This is a genomic window from Streptomyces sp. WM6378 (genome assembly GCF_001279695.1).
Lineage (GTDB): Bacteria > Actinomycetota > Actinomycetes > Streptomycetales > Streptomycetaceae > Streptomyces.
Map to the genome: position 1 here is coordinate 11,926 of NZ_LGDD01000292.1, position 15,258 is coordinate 27,183.

The 15,258-nt window shown below is 66.1% G+C and carries 26 protein-coding genes; 25 read left to right on the forward strand and 1 reads right to left on the reverse strand.

The window, feature by feature from the left end:
• The first annotated feature begins 2 nt into the window (after window positions 1-2).
• The 25 genes from rplV (at window position 3) to truA (ending at window position 14,272) form a co-directional block, all read left to right on the forward strand.
• Complete coding sequence (gene rplV, locus ADK54_RS23145; RefSeq protein ID WP_030359020.1) at window positions 3-350, forward strand: 50S ribosomal protein L22; 348 nt, start codon at window positions 3-5, stop codon at window positions 348-350.
• Window positions 350-1,192, forward strand: coding sequence for a 30S ribosomal protein S3 (gene rpsC / locus ADK54_RS23150; protein ID WP_053727609.1), 843 nt, complete (start codon window positions 350-352; stop codon window positions 1,190-1,192). Before rplV ends, rpsC begins: the two co-directional genes overlap by 1 nt.
• Before the next feature lie 5 nt (window positions 1,193-1,197).
• Window positions 1,198-1,617 carry a 50S ribosomal protein L16 gene (gene rplP / locus ADK54_RS23155; RefSeq protein ID WP_053727610.1) on the forward strand — a complete coding sequence of 140 codons (420 nt, stop codon included), beginning with the start codon at window positions 1,198-1,200 and terminating at the stop codon, window positions 1,615-1,617.
• A complete protein-coding gene (rpmC, locus tag ADK54_RS23160; protein ID WP_003966952.1) occupies window positions 1,617-1,841 on the forward strand; it encodes a 50S ribosomal protein L29 in 225 nt (74 codons plus the stop codon). The genes rplP and rpmC overlap by 1 nt, the downstream gene beginning before the upstream one ends.
• The gene (gene rpsQ, locus ADK54_RS23165; protein ID WP_008739702.1) at window positions 1,841-2,125 is read left to right on the forward strand and encodes a 30S ribosomal protein S17; all 285 of its coding nucleotides are present in this window, start codon (window positions 1,841-1,843) and stop codon (window positions 2,123-2,125) included. The genes rpmC and rpsQ overlap by 1 nt, the downstream gene beginning before the upstream one ends.
• A gap of 113 nt (window positions 2,126-2,238) precedes the next feature.
• A complete protein-coding gene (gene rplN / locus ADK54_RS23170) occupies window positions 2,239-2,607 on the forward strand; it encodes a 50S ribosomal protein L14 (protein ID WP_053727611.1) in 369 nt (122 codons plus the stop codon).
• Between the two features lie 2 nt (window positions 2,608-2,609).
• Window positions 2,610-2,933 carry a 50S ribosomal protein L24 gene (rplX, locus tag ADK54_RS23175; protein ID WP_053727612.1) on the forward strand — a complete coding sequence of 108 codons (324 nt, stop codon included), beginning with the start codon at window positions 2,610-2,612 and terminating at the stop codon, window positions 2,931-2,933.
• Window positions 2,933-3,490 (forward strand): 50S ribosomal protein L5, encoded by a 558-nt coding sequence (gene rplE / locus ADK54_RS23180; protein WP_053727613.1) that lies wholly within the window; start codon window positions 2,933-2,935, stop codon window positions 3,488-3,490. Before rplX ends, rplE begins: the two co-directional genes overlap by 1 nt.
• A gap of 5 nt (window positions 3,491-3,495) precedes the next feature.
• Window positions 3,496-3,681: a type Z 30S ribosomal protein S14 gene (locus tag ADK54_RS23185; protein ID WP_003956452.1), complete on the forward strand. Its 186-nt coding sequence runs from the start codon at window positions 3,496-3,498 to the stop codon at window positions 3,679-3,681.
• A 223-nt stretch (window positions 3,682-3,904) separates the two neighbouring features.
• A complete protein-coding gene (gene rpsH, locus ADK54_RS23190; protein WP_003966947.1) occupies window positions 3,905-4,303 on the forward strand; it encodes a 30S ribosomal protein S8 in 399 nt (132 codons plus the stop codon).
• Between the two features lie 21 nt (window positions 4,304-4,324).
• Window positions 4,325-4,864, forward strand: a complete 540-nt coding sequence (gene rplF, locus ADK54_RS23195) for a 50S ribosomal protein L6 (protein ID WP_053727614.1) — start codon at window positions 4,325-4,327, stop codon at window positions 4,862-4,864.
• Window positions 4,865-4,867: 3 nt separating this feature from the next.
• Window positions 4,868-5,251 (forward strand): 50S ribosomal protein L18, encoded by a 384-nt coding sequence (gene rplR, locus ADK54_RS23200; protein ID WP_053727615.1) that lies wholly within the window; start codon window positions 4,868-4,870, stop codon window positions 5,249-5,251.
• 46 nt (window positions 5,252-5,297) lie between these two features.
• Complete coding sequence (gene rpsE, locus ADK54_RS23205) at window positions 5,298-5,900, forward strand: 30S ribosomal protein S5 (RefSeq protein WP_053727616.1); 603 nt, start codon at window positions 5,298-5,300, stop codon at window positions 5,898-5,900.
• Window positions 5,900-6,082, forward strand: a complete 183-nt coding sequence (rpmD, locus tag ADK54_RS23210; RefSeq protein ID WP_053682614.1) for a 50S ribosomal protein L30 — start codon at window positions 5,900-5,902, stop codon at window positions 6,080-6,082. Before rpsE ends, rpmD begins: the two co-directional genes overlap by 1 nt.
• A gap of 1 nt (window position 6,083) precedes the next feature.
• A complete protein-coding gene (gene rplO / locus ADK54_RS23215) occupies window positions 6,084-6,539 on the forward strand; it encodes a 50S ribosomal protein L15 (protein WP_053727617.1) in 456 nt (151 codons plus the stop codon).
• A 236-nt stretch (window positions 6,540-6,775) separates the two neighbouring features.
• The gene (secY, locus tag ADK54_RS23220) at window positions 6,776-8,089 is read left to right on the forward strand and encodes a preprotein translocase subunit SecY (RefSeq protein ID WP_053727618.1); all 1,314 of its coding nucleotides are present in this window, start codon (window positions 6,776-6,778) and stop codon (window positions 8,087-8,089) included.
• Window positions 8,089-8,745, forward strand: coding sequence for an adenylate kinase (locus tag ADK54_RS23225; RefSeq protein WP_053727619.1), 657 nt, complete (start codon window positions 8,089-8,091; stop codon window positions 8,743-8,745). The genes secY and ADK54_RS23225 overlap by 1 nt, the downstream gene beginning before the upstream one ends.
• Window positions 8,746-9,053: 308 nt before the next feature.
• Window positions 9,054-9,899: a type I methionyl aminopeptidase gene (gene map / locus ADK54_RS23230; RefSeq protein WP_053727620.1), complete on the forward strand. Its 846-nt coding sequence runs from the start codon at window positions 9,054-9,056 to the stop codon at window positions 9,897-9,899.
• A gap of 140 nt (window positions 9,900-10,039) precedes the next feature.
• On the forward strand, window positions 10,040-10,261 hold the full coding sequence (gene infA / locus ADK54_RS23235) for a translation initiation factor IF-1 (RefSeq protein WP_003956442.1): 222 nt from the start codon (window positions 10,040-10,042) through the stop codon (window positions 10,259-10,261).
• Window positions 10,262-10,320: 59 nt separating this feature from the next.
• Entirely contained in the window at window positions 10,321-10,434 is a 114-nt protein-coding gene (gene rpmJ / locus ADK54_RS23240; protein ID WP_003956441.1) for a 50S ribosomal protein L36, read from the forward strand.
• Between the two features lie 189 nt (window positions 10,435-10,623).
• On the forward strand, window positions 10,624-11,004 hold the full coding sequence (gene rpsM, locus ADK54_RS23245; protein WP_053727621.1) for a 30S ribosomal protein S13: 381 nt from the start codon (window positions 10,624-10,626) through the stop codon (window positions 11,002-11,004).
• A gap of 71 nt (window positions 11,005-11,075) precedes the next feature.
• On the forward strand, window positions 11,076-11,480 hold the full coding sequence (rpsK, locus tag ADK54_RS23250) for a 30S ribosomal protein S11 (RefSeq protein WP_003956432.1): 405 nt from the start codon (window positions 11,076-11,078) through the stop codon (window positions 11,478-11,480).
• A gap of 127 nt (window positions 11,481-11,607) precedes the next feature.
• Window positions 11,608-12,630: a DNA-directed RNA polymerase subunit alpha gene (locus ADK54_RS23255; RefSeq protein WP_010473911.1), complete on the forward strand. Its 1,023-nt coding sequence runs from the start codon at window positions 11,608-11,610 to the stop codon at window positions 12,628-12,630.
• A gap of 207 nt (window positions 12,631-12,837) precedes the next feature.
• Window positions 12,838-13,314, forward strand: a complete 477-nt coding sequence (gene rplQ, locus ADK54_RS23260; RefSeq protein ID WP_053727622.1) for a 50S ribosomal protein L17 — start codon at window positions 12,838-12,840, stop codon at window positions 13,312-13,314.
• Window positions 13,315-13,399: 85 nt separating this feature from the next.
• Window positions 13,400-14,272, forward strand: coding sequence for a tRNA pseudouridine(38-40) synthase TruA (truA, locus tag ADK54_RS23265; RefSeq protein ID WP_053727623.1), 873 nt, complete (start codon window positions 13,400-13,402; stop codon window positions 14,270-14,272).
• On the opposite strand, the gene ADK54_RS23270 is transcribed toward truA, so the two are convergent.
• Window positions 14,243-15,085, reverse strand: a complete 843-nt coding sequence (locus tag ADK54_RS23270; RefSeq protein WP_053727664.1) for a hypothetical protein — start codon at window positions 15,083-15,085, stop codon at window positions 14,243-14,245. The two genes, truA and ADK54_RS23270, sit on opposite strands and share 30 nt — an antisense overlap.
• Window positions 15,086-15,258 lie beyond the last annotated feature (173 nt).

Here is a 15,258-nt window from a genome sequence, read left to right on the forward strand (position 1 = left end):
CCATGGAAGCCAGGGCCCAGGCGCGGTACATCCGCGTCACGCCCATGAAGGCCCGCCGAGTGGTGGACCTTATCCGTGGCATGGATGCCACGGAGGCTCAGGCGGTCCTGCGTTTCGCCCCGCAGGCCGCGAGCGTGCCGGTCGGCAAGGTGCTGGACAGCGCCATTGCCAACGCCGCGCACAACTACGACCACACGGACGCCTCTTCGCTGTTCATCAGCGAGGCGTTTGTGGACGAGGGTCCGACCCTGAAGCGGTTCCGTCCGCGTGCTCAGGGCCGTGCCTACCGGATCCGTAAGCGGACCAGCCACATCACCGTGGTCGTCAGCAGCAAGGAAGGAACCCGGTAATGGGCCAGAAGGTTAACCCGCATGGGTTCCGGCTCGGTATCACCACGGACTTCAAGTCCCGCTGGTACGCCGACAAGCTGTACAAGGACTACGTCAAGGAAGACGTCGCCATCCGTCGGATGATGACGTCCGGCATGGAGCGCGCCGGCATCTCGAAGGTTGAGATCGAGCGCACCCGTGACCGCGTGCGGGTGGACATCCACACCGCGCGTCCCGGCATCGTCATCGGCCGCCGTGGCGCCGAGGCCGACCGCATCCGCGGCGACCTCGAGAAGCTCACGGGCAAGCAGGTCCAGCTGAACATCCTCGAGGTCAAGAACCCCGAGATGGACGCTCAGCTGGTTGCTCAGGCCGTTGCCGAGCAGCTCTCCTCCCGCGTCTCCTTCCGTCGTGCCATGCGCAAGAGCATGCAGGGCACGATGAAGGCCGGCGCCAAGGGCATCAAGATCCAGTGCGGTGGCCGTCTCGGCGGCGCCGAGATGTCCCGCTCGGAGTTCTACCGCGAAGGCCGTGTGCCGCTGCACACCCTGCGCGCGAACATCGACTACGGCTTCTTCGAGGCCAAGACGACCTTCGGCCGCATCGGCGTGAAGGTCTGGATCTACAAGGGCGACGTCAAGAACATCGCCGAGGTTCGCGCCGAGAACGCAGCGGCCCGTGCGGGTAACCGCCCGGCCCGTGGTGGCGCCAACGACCGTCCGGCCGGTGGCCGCGGCGGCCGTGGCGGCGAGCGTGGCGGTCGCGGCCGCAAGCCGCAGCAGGCTGCGCCGGCTGCCGAGGCCCCCAAGGCCGAGGCTCCCGCCGCCGCCGCTCCGGCTGAGAGCACCGGAACGGAGGCCTGACCGAAATGCTGATCCCCCGTAGGGTCAAGCACCGCAAGCAGCACCACCCCAAGCGCCGCGGTATGGCCAAGGGTGGTACGACGGTTGCGTTCGGCGAGTACGGCATTCAGGCCCTCACGCCGGCGTACGTGACCAACCGCCAGATCGAGGCGGCTCGTATCGCGATGACCCGCCACATCAAGCGTGGCGGCAAGGTCTGGATCAACATCTACCCGGACCGCCCGCTGACGAAGAAGCCTGCCGAGACCCGCATGGGTTCCGGTAAGGGTTCTCCGGAGTGGTGGGTCGCGAACGTTCACCCGGGCCGGGTGATGTTCGAGCTGTCCTACCCGAACGAGAAGATTGCTCGTGAGGCGCTCACCCGAGCTGCTCACAAGCTCCCGATGAAGTGCCGCATCGTCCGGCGCGAGGCAGGTGAGGCGTGATGTCGGCCGGAACCAAGGCGTCCGAACTGCGCGAGCTGGGCGACGAGGAGCTTCTCAACAAGCTCCGCGAAGCCAAGGAAGAGCTGTTCAACCTCCGCTTCCAGGCGGCGACGGGCCAGCTCGAGAACCACGGTCGGCTCAAGTCCGTCCGTAAGGACATCGCCCGGATCTACACCCTGATGCGCGAGCGCGAGCTGGGCATCGAGACGGTGGAGAGCGCCTGATGAGCGAGAAGAATGTGACTGAGACGACTGAGCAGCGCGGTTTCCGCAAGACCCGTGAGGGTCTGGTCGTCAGCGACAAGATGGACAAGACCGTCGTCGTCGCTGTCGAGGACCGTGTGAAGCACGCGCTGTACGGCAAGGTCATCCGCCGTACGAACAAGCTCAAGGCGCACGACGAGCAGAACGCTGCCGGCGTCGGCGACCGCGTCCTCATCATGGAGACGCGTCCGCTGTCGGCGAGCAAGCGCTGGCGCATCGTCGAGATCCTCGAGAAGGCCAAGTAAGCAAATCTCTGGGGGGTTTCCCTCAGAGTGGTTCCGCCAGGCTCGGCGGGGGCCGCACCTCGTAAGAGGACCGTGGCCCCCGCCGGGAACCGGCAGACGATCAGGAGATAGACGTGATCCAGCAGGAGTCGCGACTGCGCGTCGCCGACAACACTGGTGCGAAGGAAATCCTTTGCATCCGTGTGCTCGGTGGCTCCGGTCGCCGCTACGCGGGTATCGGTGACGTCATCGTCGCCACCGTCAAGGACGCGATCCCCGGTGGCAACGTGAAGAAGGGCGACGTCGTCAAGGCTGTCGTCGTGCGCACCGTCAAGGAGCGTCGTCGTCAGGACGGCTCGTACATCCGCTTCGACGAGAACGCGGCCGTCATCCTCAAGAACGATGGCGACCCCCGCGGCACCCGCATCTTCGGCCCGGTGGGCCGGGAGCTGCGCGAGAAGAAGTTCATGAAGATCATCTCGCTCGCGCCGGAGGTGCTGTAAGCATGAAGATCAAGAAGGGCGACCTGGTTCAGGTCATCACCGGTAAGGACAAGGGCAAGCAGGGCAAGGTCATCGCGGCCTTCCCCCGCGAGGACCGCGTCCTGGTCGAGGGTGTCAACCGGGTCAAGAAGCACACCAAGGCCGGCCAGACCGCTCGCGGTTCGCAGACCGGTGGCATTGTGACGACCGAGGCCCCGATCCACGTGAGCAACGTTCAGCTCGTCGTGGAGAAGGACGGCAACAAGGTCGTTACCCGCGTCGGTTTCCGCTTCGACGACGAGGGCAACAAGATCCGCGTTGCCAAGCGGACGGGTGAGGACATCTGATGGCTACCACCACCACTCCGCGTCTCAAGACGAAGTACCGCGAGGAGATCGCGGGCAAGCTGCGTGAGGAGTTCTCGTACGAGAACGTCATGCAGGTTCCCGGCCTCGTGAAGATCGTGGTCAACATGGGTGTGGGCGACGCCGCCCGCGACTCCAAGCTGATGGATGGCGCGGTTCGCGACCTCACCACGATCACCGGTCAGAAGCCGGCCGTCACCAAGGCCCGCAAGTCCATCGCGCAGTTCAAGCTGCGTGAGGGTCAGCCGATCGGCTGCCACGTCACCCTCCGTGGTGACCGCATGTGGGAGTTCCTGGACCGTACGCTGTCGCTCGCGCTGCCGCGTATCCGTGACTTCCGTGGTCTGTCGCCGAAGCAGTTCGACGGCCGTGGCAACTACACCTTCGGTCTCACCGAGCAGGTCATGTTCCACGAGATCGACCAGGACAAGATCGACCGTACCCGGGGTATGGACATCACCGTGGTCACCACGGCGACCAACGACGACGAGGGCCGCGCGCTCCTTCGTCACCTCGGCTTCCCCTTCAAGGAGGCGTAAGCGAGATGGCGAAGAAGGCTCTCATCGCGAAGGCTGCCCGCAAGCCCAAGTTCGGTGTGCGTGCGTACACCCGCTGCCAGCGCTGCGGTCGCCCCCACTCCGTGTACCGCAAGTTCGGCCTGTGCCGCGTGTGCCTTCGTGAGATGGCTCACCGTGGCGAGCTGCCGGGCGTGACCAAGAGCTCCTGGTAATTCCCCTCTGTCCTTAGGGACTTGGGAATTTCCGGACGCTCTCGGTAAGTATCTGGTCGGCGGATGCCCTCCTCCATATGCCGTAGGCTTGTGGGGTTGGGCGTCCGCCGCCCATAACGACTTACTACGCCGTAGGTCCCCGCACCGCACCCGTCCCGCCACTGAGTGGGGAGAGGGATGGCGCATACAGGAAACCGCGGCGAGAGAGGCCGAAGGCCGATTCATGACCATGACTGACCCGATCGCAGACATGCTCACTCGTCTGCGTAACGCAAACTCGGCGTACCACGACTCTGTCGTGATGCCGCACAGCAAGATCAAGTCGCACATCGCGGAGATCCTCCAGCAGGAGGGCTTCATCACCGGCTGGAAGGTCGAGGACGCCGAGGTCGGCAAGAACCTCGTCCTCGAGCTGAAGTTCGGGCCGAACCGTGAGCGCTCCATCGCGGGCATCAAGCGGATCTCGAAGCCCGGTCTGCGTGTGTACGCGAAGTCCACCAACCTGCCGAAGGTGCTCGGCGGCCTGGGCGTGGCGATCATCTCCACGTCGCACGGTCTGCTCACCGGTCAGCAGGCAGGCAAGAAGGGCGTAGGTGGGGAAGTCCTCGCCTACGTCTGGTAGTCGGGAACGGAGGAAAAGCTAATGTCGCGAATCGGCAAGCTCCCCATCCAGGTTCCCGCCGGTGTGGACGTCACCATCGATGGCCGTACGGTCCACGTGAAGGGCCCCAAGGGTTCCCTCACGCACGCCGTTGCGTCCCCCATCGAGATCGTGAAGGGTGAGGACGGCGTTCTGAACGTCATCCGCCCCAACGACGAGCGTCAGAACAAGGCCCTGCACGGCCTGTCCCGCACGCTGGTGGCCAACATGATCACCGGTGTGACCCAGGGATACACCAAGGCGCTCGAGATCAGCGGTGTCGGTTACCGCGTCCAGGCGAAGGGCTCCAACCTGGAGTTCGCGCTGGGATACAGCCACTCGATCACCGTCGAGGCCCCCGAAGGCATCACCTTCAAGGTCGAGTCGCCCACGAAGTTCTCGGTCGAGGGCATCGACAAGCAGAAGGTCGGCGAGGTCGCCGCCAACATCCGCAAGCTGCGGAAGCCCGACCCGTACAAGGCCAAGGGTGTCAAGTACGCCGGCGAGGTCATCCGCCGCAAGGTCGGAAAGGCTGGTAAGTAAGCCATGGCATACGGTGTGAAGATCGCCAAGGGCGACGCTTACAAGCGTGCCGCCAAGGCACGTCGCCACGTCCGCATCCGCAAGAACGTGTCGGGTACGGCGGAGCGTCCGCGCCTCGTCGTGACGCGTTCCAACCGCGGTATCACCGCTCAGGTCATCGACGACCTCAAGGGTCACACCTTGGCGTCGGCGTCGAACCTGGACGCTTCGATCCGTGGGGGCGAGGGCGACAAGTCCGCGCAGGCCAAGCAGGTCGGTGCCCTGGTCGCTGAGCGCGCCAAGGCCGCCGGCGTCGAGACCGTCGTGTTCGACCGTGGTGGCAACAGGTACGCCGGGCGCATTGCCGCTCTGGCTGACGCCGCCCGCGAAGCCGGGCTGAAGTTCTAAGCCCCGGTTCCGGGACTAACGGACGTAACAGAGAGAGGTAAATCCAATGGCTGGACCCCAGCGCCGCGGAAGCGGTGCCGGTGGCGGCGAGCGGCGGGACCGGAAGGGTCGCGACGGTGGCGCTGCCGCCGAGAAGACCGCTTACGTTGAGCGCGTTGTCGCGATCAACCGCGTTGCCAAGGTTGTCAAGGGTGGTCGCCGCTTCAGCTTCACCGCGCTGGTCGTGGTGGGCGACGGTGACGGCACCGTAGGTGTCGGTTACGGCAAGGCCAAGGAAGTTCCCGCGGCCATCGCCAAGGGCGTCGAGGAAGCCAAGAAGAACTTCTTCAAGGTTCCCCGCATCCAGGGCACCATCCCGCACCCGATCCAGGGCGAGAAGGCGGCCGGCGTTGTCCTGCTGAAGCCTGCTTCCCCCGGTACCGGTGTTATCGCCGGTGGCCCGGTGCGCGCGGTGCTCGAGTGCGCCGGCGTTCACGACATCCTGTCGAAGTCGCTCGGCTCCGACAACGCGATCAACATCGTGCACGCGACCGTGGCGGCCCTCAAGGGCCTGCAGCGTCCCGAGGAGATCGCGGCTCGCCGTGGTCTGCCCCTCGAGGCCGTCGCCCCCGCGGCTCTGCTTCGTGCGCGTGCGGGAGCGGGTGCGTAATGGCCCGTCTCAAGATCACGCAGACGAAGTCGTACATCGGCAGCAAGCAGAACCACCGCGACACCCTGCGTTCGCTCGGGCTCAAGCGCCTGAACGACGTGGTTGTCAAGGAGGACCGCCCCGAGTTCCGCGGCATGGTGCAGACCGTCCGCCACCTCGTGACGGTTGAGGAGGTTGACTGACATGGGTGAGAACAGCCCGCTGAAGGCCCATAACCTCCGTCCTGCCCCGGGCGCGAAGACCGCCAAGACCCGCGTGGGTCGTGGTGAGGCGTCCAAGGGTAAGACCGCAGGTCGTGGTACCAAGGGTACGAAGGCCCGCTACCAGGTTCCGGAGCGCTTCGAGGGTGGCCAGATGCCCCTCCACATGCGTCTTCCGAAGCTGAAGGGCTTCAAGAACCCGTTCCGCACCGAGTACCAGGTCGTGAACCTGGACAAGCTCGGCGCTCTTTACCCCGAGGGTGGAGAGGTCACGGTGGCCGACCTGGTCGCCAAGGGCGCGGTGCGCAAGAACAGCCTCGTCAAGGTCCTGGGCCAGGGCGAGATCTCCGTGGCGCTGCAGGTTTCGGTTGACGCCGTCTCCGGCTCCGCCAAGGAGAAGATTGCCGCTGCCGGCGGCACCGTCACCGAGCTCGTCTGAGACAGCTTGATGGCTTGAACATCCGACCGGGGATGCCTCTCAAATGGGGCATCCCCGGTTGGTCGTTCCTAGGGGGGCATAGTCGCCGGTAAGGTGGCGTGCACTGTCTAAGTTCCGTGCTGTGTGCCTGGACGGCTACAGTACGGATTTTTGGCAGATTCAAGACTTCAGTCCTTATTCGTCGATCCTCAAGACCGTCACCCTGACGCACTTGCGCGGGGGTCGCAGGAGGCACCGTGCTCACCGCGTTCGCCCAGGCGTTCAAGACGCCTGACCTGCGCAAGAAGCTGCTCTTCACACTCGGCATCATCGTGATCTACCGGCTCGGTACGCATGTGCCCATGCCCGGGGTGAGCTACAAGAACGTACAGACCTGTGTGGACCAGGCCCAGCAGAACAGCGGTCTGTTCAGCCTGGTCAACATGTTCAGCGGCGGTGCGCTGCTGCAGATCACGATCTTCGCGCTCGGCATCATGCCGTACATCACGGCGAGCATCATCCTGCAGCTGCTGACCGTGGTGATCCCACGCCTGGAAGCCCTCAAGAAGGAGGGTCAGGCGGGTACGGCGAAGATCACGCAGTACACGCGTTATCTGACCGTCGCGCTGGCGATCCTCCAGGGCACGGGCCTCGTGGCCACCGCTCGCAACGGCGCGCTCTTCAACGGCTGTCAGGTCGCCACGGAGATCATCCCGAACCGGTCGATCTTCACCACCATCACGATGGTCATCACGATGACCGCCGGCACCGCCTGCGTCATGTGGCTCGGTGAGATCATCACCGACCGCGGCATCGGCAACGGCATGTCCATCCTGATGTTCATCTCGATCGCCTCCAGCTTCCCGAGCTCCCTGTGGGCCATCAAGAAGCAGGGCCACCTCGCCGGTGGCTGGATCGAGTTCGGCACCGTGGTGCTGGTCGGCCTGGTCATGGTCGGGCTCGTGGTCTTCGTCGAACAGGCCCAGCGGCGCATCCCGGTGCAGTACGCGAAGCGCATGATCGGCCGCCGGTCGTACGGCGGAACCTCGACCTACATCCCGCTGAAGGTCAATCAGGCGGGTGTGATCCCCGTCATCTTCGCCTCGTCGCTGCTCTACATCCCGGCGCTGATCGTCCAGTTCTCGAACTCGACGGCGGGCTGGGCGACCTGGATCAAGGACAACTTGACCAAGGGCGACCATCCTTACTACATCGTCAGCTACTTCCTGTTGATCGTGTTCTTCGCCTTCTTCTACGTGGCGATCTCGTTCAACCCCGAGGAAGTCGCCGACAACATGAAGAAGTATGGTGGCTTCATCCCGGGCATCCGGGCTGGCCGACCGACCGCTGAGTACCTGAGCTACGTACTCAACCGGATCACCTGGCCGGGGTCGCTGTATCTGGGGCTGATCGCGCTCGTACCGACAATGGCGTTGATCATCTTCGGCGGCGTCCAGAGCTTCCCGCTCGGCGGGACGAGCATCCTCATCATCGTGGGTGTGGGTCTGGAAACCGTTAAGCAGATCGAGAGCCAGCTTCAGCAGCGCAATTACGAAGGGTTCCTCCGCTGATGCGAATCGTCCTCGTCGGACCGCCCGGTGCAGGCAAGGGAACGCAGGCCGCGTTCCTTGCCCAGAACCTGGCGATCCCGCACATCTCCACGGGCGACCTCTTCCGTGCCAACATCAGCCAGGGCACGGACCTCGGCAAGCAGGCCAAGGCGTACATGGACGCCGGCAACCTGGTACCGGACGAGGTCACCATCGGGATGGCCAAGGACCGCATGGAAGCGCCGGACGCCGTGAACGGCTTCCTGCTCGACGGCTTCCCGCGCAACGTGGTGCAGGCCGAGGCGCTGGACGAGGTGCTGAAGGCGGACGGCGTGAAGCTGGACGCCGTGCTCGACCTGGAAGTCCCCGAGGACGAGGTCGTCAAGCGCATCGCGGGCCGGCGCATCTGCCGCAACGACAGCGCGCACGTCTTCCACGTGGCGTACAACGCCCCGAAGCAGGACGGCGTCTGCGACAAGTGCGGCGGCGAGCTGTACCAGCGCGGTGACGACACCGAGGACACCGTGCGCAAGCGGCTTGAGGTCTACCACAGCGAGACCGAGCCGATCATCGACTACTACCGCGCGCAGGGGCTGGTCATCACGATCTCCGCGCTCGGCAAGGTCGACGAGGTCACCAAGAAGGCGATGGACGCGTTGCGCCGCGAAGCGGCGTAGTCCCCGCACTCAACGCTGCCTACGGCCGCGGTGCCCCTCACGGGGGTGCCGCGGCCGTTCTGCGTCCCCGGCGCCCGTTGCCAGGGGCTCCGCCCCCGGACCCCCGTTCGCGCCTGAAGGGCACTCGTCCTCAAACGCCGGACGGGCTGGGTGTGCCTGCATGGGTGGCATGCAAGAGGCCGGACGGGCTGGGTGTGCCCCAAGGACGAGCGGGGCTCCGTCCCGGACGGGCTGGGCTGACGGCACTGGGCAGGGAAGCCTTATCGTTGTTGGTGACCCGTACCTGTCCAGAAAGGCGTGAGCCGCACATGGTGGAGATCAAGACCCCCGAGCAGATCGCGAAGATGCGCGAGGCGGGGTTGGTCGTCGCCGCGATCCACGCCGCCACCCGCGAGGCCGCGGTGCCCGGGTCCACGACGAAGGACCTGGACGAGGTCGCCCGCAAGGTGATCGCCGAGCACGGCGCCAAGTCGAACTTCCTGGGGTACGGCGGTTTCCCCGCCACGATCTGCACCTCGGTCAACGAGGTCGTCGTGCACGGGATCCCGGACGACAAGACCGTCCTGAAGGACGGCGACATCATCTCCATCGACGCCGGCGCGATCATCGACGGCTGGCACGGCGACGCCGCGTACACCGCCTTCGTCGGCACCGGGCACGCGCCCGAGCTGATCGAGCTGTCCCGGGTCACCGAGGAGTCGATGTGGGCCGGCCTCGCCGCGGTGAAGAAGGGCAACAAGCTCCTCGACGTCTCGCGCGCGATCGAGTCGTACATCCGCCGTCAGCCGCGCCCCTCGACCGGTAAGTACGGGATCGTCGAGGACTACGGGGGCCACGGCATCGGGTCCGAGATGCACATGGACCCGCACCTCCTGAACTACGTCGACAAGCGCCGCATGCTGGGCCGCCACAACCCGAAGCTCGTCCCGGGCTTCTGCCTCGCGATCGAGCCCATGGTCTCGCTGGGTACGGCCCGCACCGAGGTCCTGGAGGACGACTGGACGGTCGTCACGACCGACGGCTCCTGGTCCTCGCACTGGGAGCACTCCATCGCCCTGACGGAGAACGGTCCGCTGGTCCTGACGATGCCGGACGGCGGCAAGGCGAAGCTGGCGGAGTACGGCATCACCATCGCCCCCGACCCTGCGGCGTAACGATCTCCACGTCGGGGCAAACTCATCTGATTCGTCTTTTCGAGTGCCCTGACGTAGACTGATGCGTCGGCTCTCGTGTACCCGTGTGTCCACACACGGCTGCGGGAGTCGATCAAGGTAGCCGATTCGAAAGGCGAAGCGTGGCCAAGAAGCAAGGTGCCATCGAAATCGAGGGCACCGTGATCGAGTCCCTCCCGAACGCCATGTTCAAGGTGGAACTCCAGAACGGTCACAAGGTCCTCGCGCACATCAGCGGCAAGATGCGGATGCACTACATCCGTATCCTCCCGGATGACCGGGTTGTGGTGGAGCTTTCTCCCTACGACCTGACGCGTGGCCGGATCGTCTACCGGTACAAGTAGATCTTGCCCACGTCGCTGTTCCAGCGGCGGTGGCACTGACCCGGAGAACCTGACATCCCATGAAGGTCAAGCCGAGCGTCAAGAAGATCTGCGACAAGTGCAAGGTGATCCGCCGTCACGGCCGGGTCATGGTCATCTGCGACAACCTGCGCCACAAGCAGCGCCAGGGCTGACGCACGCCGACCGACCTGCATTTCGCAGTTCTTCCCGCGACGCGAGCAAAACGTACATACGCAGCATCCACCTGGCCGGTTTCCCCGGCTGGTGACACCTCCGGCGGGGGCCGGGGACCCGAAACGTACCTAGTACGGCGGTCGGGAGCGGTGCTGCGGAAGACCCCCGAAAACAACTGGAGCCAGTAAATGGCACGCGTTTCCGGTGTTGACATCCCGCGCGAAAAGCGTGTGGAGATCGCACTCACCTACGTCTTCGGTATCGGGCGCACCCGGTCCAAGGAGATCCTCGCCTCGACCGGCGTGAACCCGAACACCCGCGTTCGTGACCTGGCCGAAGAGGACCTGGTCAAGATCCGCGAGTACGTGGACGCCAACCTCCGCACCGAGGGTGACCTTCGCCGTGAGGTTGCCGCCGACATCCGCCGCAAGGTCGAGATCGGCTGCTACCAGGGTCTGCGCCACCGTCGTGGTCTGCCGGTCCACGGTCAGCGCACCAGCACGAACGCTCGTACCCGCAAGGGCCCGCGTCGCGCCATCGCCGGTAAGAAGAAGCCGGGCAAGAAGTAGTCCACAGCGGACGCTTTTCAGCGGTCTTCGCTGTAGGACCGATCACCTCCCCTCTCCAGCTGGAGTAAGACATGCCCCCCAAGGGTCGTCAGGGCGCTGCCAAGAAGGTGCGCCGCAAGGAAAAGAAGAACGTCGCTCACGGCCACGCGCACATCAAGAGCACGTTCAACAACACCATCGTCTCGATCACGGACCCCTCGGGCAACGTGATCTCCTGGGCGTCCGCCGGCCACGTCGGCTTCAAGGGCTCCCGCAAGTCGACTCCGTTCGCCGCGCAGATGGCCGCCGAGTCGGCCGCCCGCCGCGCGCAGGAGCACGGCATGCGCAAGGTTGACGTCTTCGTCAAGGGCCCGGGCTCCGGTCGCGAGACCGCGATCCGCTCCCTCCAGGCCACTGGCCTGGAGGTCGGCTCGATCCAGGACGTCACCCCGACGCCGCACAACGGCTGCCGTCCGCCCAAGCGCCGCCGCGTCTGACGCACGTCGCTTGAGCTGGGGTTCTGGGCGGTACGGCTCCTTTGAGGCGTGCCGCCCGTACCCTTGCAGTACGCAGTAACCCAGCAGGGCATCAAATAGTGGGTGCCCATGACTGAAGGATCTCCACATGCTTATCGCTCAGCGCCCTTCGCTGACCGAAGAGGTTGTTGACGAGTACCGCTCGCGGTTCGTCATCGAGCCCCTGGAGCCGGGCTTCGGCTACACGCTCGGCAACTCCCTGCGTCGTACGCTCCTCTCCTCGATCCCCGGTGCCGCTGTCACCAGCATCCGGATCGACGGTGTCCTGCACGAGTTCACCACCGTGCCGGGCGTCAAGGAGGACGTCACCGACCTCATCCTGAACATCAAGCAGCTGGTCGTCTCCTCGGAGCACGACGAGCCGGTCGTGATGTACCTGCGCAAGCAGGGTCCCGGCCTGGTCACCGCTGCTGACATCGCCCCGCCGGCCGGTGTCGAGGTGCACAACCCCGACCTGGTGCTCGCCACGCTCAACGGCAAGGGCAAGCTGGAGATGGAGCTGACCGTCGAGCGCGGTCGCGGCTACGTCTCCGCCGTGCAGAACAAGCAGCTGGGCCAGGAGATCGGCCGCATCCCGGTCGACTCCATCTACTCCCCGGTGCTCAAGGTCACGTACAAGGTCGAGGCGACCCGTGTCGAGCAGCGCACCGACTTCGACAAGCTGATCGTCGACGTCGAGACCAAGCAGGCCATGCGTCCCCGTGACGCCATGGCGTCGGCCGGTAAGACCCTGGTCGAGCTGTTCGGTCTGGCGCGCGAGCTCAACATCGACGCCGAAGGCATCGACATGGGCCCGTCCCCCACGGACGCCGCCCTCGCCGCCGACCTGGCGCTGCCGATCGAGGAGCTTGAGCTCACCGTTCGTTCGTACAACTGCCTCAAGCGTGAGGGCATCCACTCCGTGGGTGAGCTCGTGGCGCGCTCCGAGGCGGACCTGCTCGACATCCGCAACTTCGGTGCGAAGTCGATCGACGAGGTCAAGGCGAAGCTGGCCGGTATGGGCCTCGCGCTGAAGGACTCGCCTCCCGGCTTCGACCCGACCGCCGCGGCTGACGCGTTCGGCGCGGATGACGACGCGGACGCCGGCTTCGTCGAGACCGAGCAGTACTAAGACGCTCCGCGGGGAGGCTGTACTGCTTCTGCGGGCCGGCCTCGGCTGGTCGCGCACACGCGATGGAGTCGCAAATCGACTCTTCCCCGCGCCCCTTCCGGAAGCGCCCCTTCTGGGGCTGCTTCCGGATCTCCGATGGGCGACCGCCTGCTCGGACACTGACATCGGTACCTCGTACGGCCGGTGCAGATCACTAGGAGAAACAACATGCCGCGTCCCGCAAAGGGTGCCCGCCTCGGTGGCGGTGCCGCTCACGAGCGTCTGATGCTCGCCAACCTGGCGAAGTCGCTCTTCGAGCACGGCCGCATCACGACGACCGAGGCCAAGGCCCGCCGCCTGCGTCCGGTCGCCGAGCGCCTGATCACCAAGGCGAAGAAGGGCGACATCCACAACCGTCGCCTGGTGCTGCAGACGATCACCGACAAGGGCATCGTCCACACCCTCTTCACCGAGATCGCGCCCCGCTACGAGGAGCGTCCGGGTGGTTACACCCGTATCACCAAGATCGGTAACCGTCGTGGTGACAACGCTCCGATGGCCGTGATCGAGCTGGTCGAGGGCGAGATCGCCAAGAAGGCGACCGTCGCCGAGGCCGAGGCCGCCACCGTGCGCGCCGTCAAGGAGTCCGACGCCAAGGCCGCTGAGGCCGAGGTCGCCGAGGACGCCGAGGCGAAGGACGCGTAAGCGTTCTGAAGGCTGGTGAACGGGCCCGTTCCCTTCGGGGGGCGGGCCCGTTCTGCTGTGTGGATGCTTTGAGAGGATCTGTTACGTGAGTGATGAGGTGGAGCCCGGCCTCGTCCGGGTGCGGCTCGATCTGTCGTACGACGGCAAGGACTTCTCCGGCTGGGCCCGGCAGCCGCTGGGGCGCAGGACCGTGCAGGGCGAGATCGAGGACGCGCTGCGCACGGTGACGCGCTCCGACGTGACGTACGACCTGACCGTCGCCGGGCGCACCGACGCCGGCGTGCACGCGCGCGGGCAGGTCGCGCACGTCGACCTGCCCGAGGCGGTGTGGGCCGAGCACCGCGAGAAGCTGCTGCGGCGCATGGCCGGGCGGCTGCCGCACGACGTGCGGATCTGGCGCATCGCCGAGGCTCCGAGCGGTTTCAACGCGCGGTTCTCGGCGATCTGGCGGCGGTACGCGTACCGGGTGACCGACAACGTCGGCGGCGTCGACCCGCTGCTGCGCGGTCATGTCCTGTGGCACGACTGGGAGTTGGACGTCGACGCGATGAACGCGGCATCCGCCGCGCTGCTCGGCGAGCACGACTTCGCGGCGTACTGCAAGAAGAGGGAAGGTGCCACCACCATCCGCACGCTCCAGGAGCTTTCCTGGGTGCGCGGCGACGACGGGATCGTCACCGCGACCGTGCGCGCGGACGCCTTCTGCCACAACATGGTGCGCTCGCTCGTGGGCGCGCTGTTGTACGTCGGCGACGGCCACCGGGGTCCCGAGTGGCCCGGCAAGGTCCTCGCGGCTGCGGTGCGCGACTCCTCCGTGCACGTGGTGAAGCCGCACGGCCTCACCCTGGAGGAAGTCGGTTACCCCGCCGACGAGTTGCTCGCCGCGCGCAGCAAGGAGGCGCGCAACATGCGTACGCTGCCCGGGAGTTCAGGTGGCGGGCCGGGTGGCTGCTGCTGAGGCCTGGTTGCGGCCGCGGGCGACGATCTGGTCGAAGGTGAACTTCGCGAGCTCGTCGCCCGCCGTGAACACGGCCCCGTCGGCCTTCGTCACGCTCTTGCCGTTGGCGAAGCCACCGGTCGTGAAGTAGGCGTACCGGCCATAGGAGTTGGTGGTGTTGCGGCAGACCGAACCGCCCCGGCAGAACGTGTTCACGCCCGAGCCGGAGAGGGATGCGATGCCGCCGTTCGCCTGCTCCTTGGCCTTCGTCGCCGCGGTGTCCGTGTCGAACACGGCGACGCCGACGGTGACCGCGATGCCGTCCTTGGTGAACGTGGCCCGGATGACCTGGCGGCAGCCGTTGCCGTTGAGGGCCGAGCCGAGCGAACCCTGGGTGACCGAGGCGCAGTCGGTGACCTTGTCGGTCGGGCCCTTGGCATAGACGCCGCTGCCCAGCGTCAGGCTCTTGCCCGGGAAGAGGGTGTCGGCGCTGAGCGGCGCCGTGTCCTTCTTCGCGTTGGAGACGTAGTCGTACGGGTTGGGCGGGGGCGGCGGGGCCACCTGCGAGAACGAGGGCCCCGGCTGCGCGCTGTTGCTGGGCAGTGCCGGGGGAGAGGGCAGTTCACTGGCCGACTTGCCGTCGTCCTTGTTGCCCGCGTTGACGATCACGGTGGCCACGACCGCGACGACGGCCGCCGTCGCGACCGCGCCGCCGCCTATGAACAGCCACTTCTTCCGCCGGCTGCGCGCGGCCGACGCATCGGCGAGCGCCGCCCAGTCCGGTGTCTGCTGATCCCCCGGGCCCCACGCGGGTCCCCCTTGCCCAAAGCTCATGCCGCGCATCTTAGAGCCTGTGTCCAAGCCCCGCCCGGGCCCGCGGCGTCTGGCACGCACGCTCGCAGCGTTGGCCGAAAGCCCTAGTAGCTCCGCTACAAGGACTTCCAGCCGCCTTGCGATCGCACGCACCGGACGCCGCGGCCTGATCCGGACGGGGCTTGGACACAGGC

Bases quoted from the DNA above. Each gene is read 5' to 3' on its own strand.
- rplV (WP_030359020.1), top strand. From the start codon at position 3: ATGGAAGCCAGGGCCCAGGCGCGGTACATCCGCGTCACGCCCATGAAG.
- rpsC (WP_053727609.1), top strand. From the start codon at position 350: ATGGGCCAGAAGGTTAACCCGCATGGGTTCCGGCTCGGTATCACCACG.
- rplP (WP_053727610.1), top strand. From the start codon at position 1,198: ATGCTGATCCCCCGTAGGGTCAAGCACCGCAAGCAGCACCACCCCAAG.
- rpmC (WP_003966952.1), top strand. From the start codon at position 1,617: ATGTCGGCCGGAACCAAGGCGTCCGAACTGCGCGAGCTGGGCGACGAG.
- rpsQ (WP_008739702.1), top strand. From the start codon at position 1,841: ATGAGCGAGAAGAATGTGACTGAGACGACTGAGCAGCGCGGTTTCCGC.
- rplX (WP_053727612.1), top strand. From the start codon at position 2,610: ATGAAGATCAAGAAGGGCGACCTGGTTCAGGTCATCACCGGTAAGGAC.
- rplE (WP_053727613.1), top strand. From the start codon at position 2,933: ATGGCTACCACCACCACTCCGCGTCTCAAGACGAAGTACCGCGAGGAG.
- ADK54_RS23185 (WP_003956452.1), top strand. From the start codon at position 3,496: ATGGCGAAGAAGGCTCTCATCGCGAAGGCTGCCCGCAAGCCCAAGTTC.
- rpsH (WP_003966947.1), top strand. From the start codon at position 3,905: ATGACCATGACTGACCCGATCGCAGACATGCTCACTCGTCTGCGTAAC.
- rplF (WP_053727614.1), top strand. From the start codon at position 4,325: ATGTCGCGAATCGGCAAGCTCCCCATCCAGGTTCCCGCCGGTGTGGAC.
- rplR (WP_053727615.1), top strand. From the start codon at position 4,868: ATGGCATACGGTGTGAAGATCGCCAAGGGCGACGCTTACAAGCGTGCC.
- rpsE (WP_053727616.1), top strand. From the start codon at position 5,298: ATGGCTGGACCCCAGCGCCGCGGAAGCGGTGCCGGTGGCGGCGAGCGG.
- rpmD (WP_053682614.1), top strand. From the start codon at position 5,900: ATGGCCCGTCTCAAGATCACGCAGACGAAGTCGTACATCGGCAGCAAG.
- rplO (WP_053727617.1), top strand. From the start codon at position 6,084: ATGGGTGAGAACAGCCCGCTGAAGGCCCATAACCTCCGTCCTGCCCCG.
- ADK54_RS23225 (WP_053727619.1), top strand. From the start codon at position 8,089: ATGCGAATCGTCCTCGTCGGACCGCCCGGTGCAGGCAAGGGAACGCAG.
- map (WP_053727620.1), top strand. From the start codon at position 9,054: ATGGTGGAGATCAAGACCCCCGAGCAGATCGCGAAGATGCGCGAGGCG.
- rpmJ (WP_003956441.1), top strand. From the start codon at position 10,321: ATGAAGGTCAAGCCGAGCGTCAAGAAGATCTGCGACAAGTGCAAGGTG.
- rpsM (WP_053727621.1), top strand. From the start codon at position 10,624: ATGGCACGCGTTTCCGGTGTTGACATCCCGCGCGAAAAGCGTGTGGAG.
- rpsK (WP_003956432.1), top strand. From the start codon at position 11,076: ATGCCCCCCAAGGGTCGTCAGGGCGCTGCCAAGAAGGTGCGCCGCAAG.
- ADK54_RS23255 (WP_010473911.1), top strand. From the start codon at position 11,608: ATGCTTATCGCTCAGCGCCCTTCGCTGACCGAAGAGGTTGTTGACGAG.
- rplQ (WP_053727622.1), top strand. From the start codon at position 12,838: ATGCCGCGTCCCGCAAAGGGTGCCCGCCTCGGTGGCGGTGCCGCTCAC.
- ADK54_RS23270 (WP_053727664.1), bottom strand. From the start codon at position 15,085: ATGAGCTTTGGGCAAGGGGGACCCGCGTGGGGCCCGGGGGATCAGCAG.